The sequence below is a fragment of the uncultured Cyclobacterium sp. genome (genome assembly GCF_963976465.1).
Taxonomy (GTDB): domain Bacteria; phylum Bacteroidota; class Bacteroidia; order Cytophagales; family Cyclobacteriaceae; genus Cyclobacterium.
Genome location: NZ_CAXBOC010000472.1, coordinates 1 through 4310 on the forward strand (window position 1 = coordinate 1; position 4310 = coordinate 4310).

The following is a 4310-nucleotide window of genomic DNA, read 5'->3' on the forward strand; positions in this document are numbered from 1 at the left end:
TCTTTGATCTCTTCTAAAAAATCCCAGCCTGTCATTTGTGGCATCATTAAATCCAAAAACAAATAATTAGGATTTAAATTAGCAATTTGCTTTGAAGCTCCGACAGCAGAGGAGAACTTATGTATTTTGAAAGGAACGGATAAACACCTCCTAATATATTGCTCCGTAACAAAAGTACTCACATCATCATCATCAATAATCACAATATTTAGCATCGAAATACAATTACTTTATATTAAAAAACATTTAACTTGGTGTAAAAGTATAAAAAAAATAAATCACTCCCAAATTTAGGAGTGATTTATTGCCATTTTTTTGTTACTCAAATAATGTTTTTTGCATTTAACCACAAAATAATGGTTAAAAACTTGAAAATGGTGGTTTTGTTATTGTTATTTTTCAAGCAAAGCTCTCAAATAAGTACCGTACCCACTTTTACCCAACTTTTCTGATGCTTTTAAAAGTTCGTCGGCATTAATAAATCCATTTCTATAGGCAATTTCTTCTATACAACCAATTTTTAAACCTTGCCGTTCTTCAATTACTTCCACGAATTGTCCGGCCTGTAGTAAAGATTGATGGGTTCCCGTATCCAGCCAAGCGGTTCCCCTATTTAATATACCTACTTTCAATTTTTCTTTTTTCAAATAAGCAATATTGATATCCGTAATTTCAAGTTCACCTCTACTGCTTGGTTTTATATTTTTCGCTATTTCCACGACTTCATTGTCATAAAAATACAATCCAGGCACCGCAAAATTTGATTTTGGAGTGCTTGGTTTCTCTTCGATACTCAAAACATTATTTTCATCATCAAACTGAACAACTCCATAACGCTGTGGATCATTTACATGGTAGGCAAAAACCACCCCGCCTTCAGGATCGGTATGTTCCTTTAATGTTTTATGGAGACCTGTTCCGTAAAAAATATTATCTCCCAATATAAGAGCTACCTTATCATTACCAATAAACTCCTCCCCTATAATAAAGGCTTGCGCCAAACCTTCGGGTTTAGGTTGTATGGCAAAGGTAAATTTACACCCTACTTGACTTCCATCACCCAGCAATTTCTTAAAGGCATCATTATCCTCAGGGGTTGTTATAATCAAAATTTCGTTAATTCCTGCCATCATCAAAACGGACAAAGGATAGTAAATCATTGGCTTATCATAAACAGGCATTAATTGCTTACTTACAGCGATAGTCAATGGATACAAACGGGTGCCGGAGCCTCCGGCTAAAATTATTCCTTTCATAAAGACTGTTATTTACTGCTATTATTAGTGAAATTTGACAAGAAATAAAAAAGAAGATTTTTACTTCTAAACTTCAAAAAACAAATAAAAAAACTAGTTTCGAACTAATAAATTTCCTTTTAAAACAAACATTAAACTTTCTAAGTTAATTAATATTTTGCAAACAATTTGTGATTACTTTAATTTAATTACATCAATATAATTAGTTATATGTAAGAATTGGTACTTTTGTTCGTTTATTGATTTACTTGATTATGAATTTCTTTGATCAATTCTAAAATAAAATTATGAAAAATCACCTGATTTCCACTTTAACCATTGCTTTTATCGCAATGGTACTCAACACTAATGTGGCTTATGGGCAAAACTTTTATAAAGAAAAAATTTCAAGAGATAATTTTTTGCAAGTCGGAATAGGCTTAGGTACGCTGTACGCTGACAATTTAGGGAGTCTACGTTTATTAGATTTTAAATTGAGACCGGGAATTTCTGCTAGCTATGGAAGAAAGATACACAAACACTTTGACATCAAGGCAAATGTAGGATACCAAAGGTATCGCAGCCAAGATATCGATTATTATCCTGCCACAGTAACACAGCCTTGGTTCAATAACAATCAAGCCTTTGCAAGCAAAAACAATTTGCTTTACATTGACGTGGCGCCAAATTTCTATCTATTCGGTTCTGATAATCATGCCTTTAGATCCAGAATAAATGCATATGGAGGAACTGGTATAGGGATGCTTTTAAATTTCAAAGAAACCACCAATGTTACTTTTAATGGTGTTATCGACAGTAAAGATTTGCAAGCCGTGGCTTACATCCCATTTAGAGCAGGCTTAAGTTACAGCTATAATCTGTATACCGATATTGCTTTGGAGGGGACCTTAATGATGACTTTTTCAGACACCTTAGATGGGAATGAAGGTTTTAACAGACTAAATGACATCCCGATTTTCGGCCAAATTATTATTAGAAGATACCTGCACCCTTTCAAACCATTTACTTCACAATAAAGGCTTCAAAAAACATCCCATATAACATAAAAGTTAAAAAATAGGGGTGGGTTTAGCCAAATACTTTTTAAAATTTTCTATGAGCCATTTTTTCCAGTCATTAAGTTGATCTGTAAATTTAGTGACCCTCTTTTAGTCCTTCGAGTTAAATTACTGTTAATAAAAAGTAGGAGCGATTTGACAATCAATGTTTTTTTCTGGTTTCCTTGACATCTTACAATTTTTTTTCAAATGCAATAATTCAAGCATATACTGGCTAGGGCAATTCCTCCCTATACAATTGGACTGAGAGAAGTAATTTTCATTTCCTGTTGCTATTACCTAATTTGACTTTTGCTTTTTTGGCAAAAATACCGACTAAACCTTTTCTATAACCTGCTACCCAAGCTTACTTTTTGCGAAGGTGTTAGAATTCCATGTTTTTTTAGCTAACTTTAATTATCAAAACAAAAATGAACCTATTACAATTCGTTTAAAAAAAATTGACTTAATGGAAATATTAGGATTGGATATTGGTGGCTCTGGGATCAAAGGAGCACCTGTCAACGTAGAAACCGGACAATTAACAGCCGAGAGATTCAGAGTACCAACCCCAATACCTAGCAAACCCGAAAGCATTGCAATAGCCGTAAAAGAAATAGTTGACCATTTCAAATGGACAGGACCTATTGGTTGTGGTTTTCCGACCGTAGTGAATAACGGGAAGTGCATGACAAAAAGTAACCTTCATAAAAGCTGGGTAGGAGTTCAAATAGATCAATTGTTTTCTAAAAAAGTAGACCTTCCTGTAACGGTAATCAACGACGCTGATGCAGCAGGTTTAGCCGAAATGACCTTTGGTGCGGGCCAAGGTAAAAAAGGTTTAGTGGTTACGGTTACCATCGGGACAGGCTTAGGTACCGGGGTATTTCACAATGGTGTATTAATACCAAATTTTGAATTGGGAAGAATTTATTATAAAACAGGCGAAATCATTGAGTATTTTGCTGCAGATTCGGCCAGGAAAAAGGAAAACCTAAGCTACAGCGAATGGGGCAAGCGCTTCAATAAGTTTCTTAAGCATACAGTAAGAATTATTTCTCCTGATTTATTTATTTTAGGAGGTGGGGCAAGTAAAAAAATGGAGCGATTTGAAGACGAAATTACTATAAACGTCCCCGTAATTGTGGCTGAAAATAAAAATGAGGCTGGAATTATTGGAGCAGCAGTTGCTGCTCAACTCAAAGGAAAAGAATGATTTACTGTTTACTTGCTAATAAGTATTCAGATAAACAATAGAATGATTTTAAAAGTGTCAGAATAAACCAAAACCAAACCAAAAAAAAAATGAAAAACTTACTCCCTTTTCTGTTTATTATTTGTCTGATTTCCACACAAGGAATTGCCCAAGACGCAAAAATGAAATCCATATTTAATGGAAAGAACCTAAAAGGATGGGAAGTAAATCCTGAAGAGAATATTTGGTGGGAAGTTAAAGATGGGAAAATTCACACTGAAAACGACCCTACCAATACAGGTTCCACCTTGTGGACAAAGAAGGAGTATGGGGACTTCATTTTAGAATTAGATTTTTTAATGGGCAAAGGAACTGTTGACTCCGGCATTTTCTTAAGGTCCGATAAAGACCAGATACAAATTGGTATATCCGGATCCTTAAAAAGGGACATGACCGGATCTCCTTATATCCCCGGAAAATCTTACCCTAAAGAAGCCAATGGTGTCAAAGACCTGCTAAAGCAAGACGACTGGAATACCATGAAAGTAAAAGTGGTTGGGCAAAGCTACACAGTATGGCTAAATGGCAAAGAAGTGGTGACTTACCAGTCAGAAAACATGCCGGAGAAAGGACCTATTGGACTTCAATTGCACCCTGGCAATGATATGAGTATTGATTTCAAAGATATAAAAATAGGGAAACTATAATACCATAAATCTTATGGTTTAAAACTGATAAACCTCAAGTACTGAGGTGATATTTATCATGTTTTGTCTGAATATAATTTATTTATTTTGAGTAAACGGTAAATGCTGCACTTTA

5 protein-coding genes are annotated in these 4310 nt (G+C 34.6%); 3 read left to right on the forward strand and 2 right to left on the reverse strand.

Annotated features, from left to right (window positions below):
* Together AAC037_RS20500 and rfbA are read right to left on the reverse strand one after the other, a co-directional pair.
* Positions 1-215, reverse strand: a 215-nt coding sequence (locus AAC037_RS20500) for a response regulator (RefSeq protein ID WP_339905233.1), incomplete at its 3' end; no start/stop codon positions are given.
* 177 nt (positions 216-392) lie between these two features.
* Entirely contained in the window at positions 393-1256 is an 864-nt protein-coding gene (gene rfbA, locus AAC037_RS20505) for a glucose-1-phosphate thymidylyltransferase RfbA (protein WP_339905235.1), read from the reverse strand.
* Between the two features lie 287 nt (positions 1257-1543).
* Here rfbA and AAC037_RS20510 point away from each other — a divergent pair, with 287 nt between their 5' ends.
* The 3 genes from AAC037_RS20510 to AAC037_RS20520 all read left to right on the forward strand — a co-directional run bounded on the left by AAC037_RS20510 (position 1544) and on the right by AAC037_RS20520 (position 4195).
* On the forward strand, positions 1544-2272 hold the full coding sequence (locus AAC037_RS20510) for a hypothetical protein (RefSeq protein WP_339905237.1): 729 nt from the start codon (positions 1544-1546) through the stop codon (positions 2270-2272).
* Between the two features lie 490 nt (positions 2273-2762).
* Positions 2763-3509: an ROK family protein gene (locus AAC037_RS20515; RefSeq protein ID WP_339905239.1), complete on the forward strand. Its 747-nt coding sequence runs from the start codon at positions 2763-2765 to the stop codon at positions 3507-3509.
* Between the two features lie 89 nt (positions 3510-3598).
* Positions 3599-4195 carry a DUF1080 domain-containing protein gene (locus AAC037_RS20520; RefSeq protein ID WP_339905240.1) on the forward strand — a complete coding sequence of 199 codons (597 nt, stop codon included), beginning with the start codon at positions 3599-3601 and terminating at the stop codon, positions 4193-4195.
* Positions 4196-4310: the final 115 nt, after the last annotated feature.

Bases quoted from the DNA above. Each gene is read 5' to 3' on its own strand.
- rfbA (WP_339905235.1), bottom strand. From the start codon at position 1,256: ATGAAAGGAATAATTTTAGCCGGAGGCTCCGGCACCCGTTTGTATCCA.
- AAC037_RS20510 (WP_339905237.1), top strand. From the start codon at position 1,544: ATGAAAAATCACCTGATTTCCACTTTAACCATTGCTTTTATCGCAATG.
- AAC037_RS20515 (WP_339905239.1), top strand. From the start codon at position 2,763: ATGGAAATATTAGGATTGGATATTGGTGGCTCTGGGATCAAAGGAGCA.
- AAC037_RS20520 (WP_339905240.1), top strand. From the start codon at position 3,599: ATGAAAAACTTACTCCCTTTTCTGTTTATTATTTGTCTGATTTCCACA.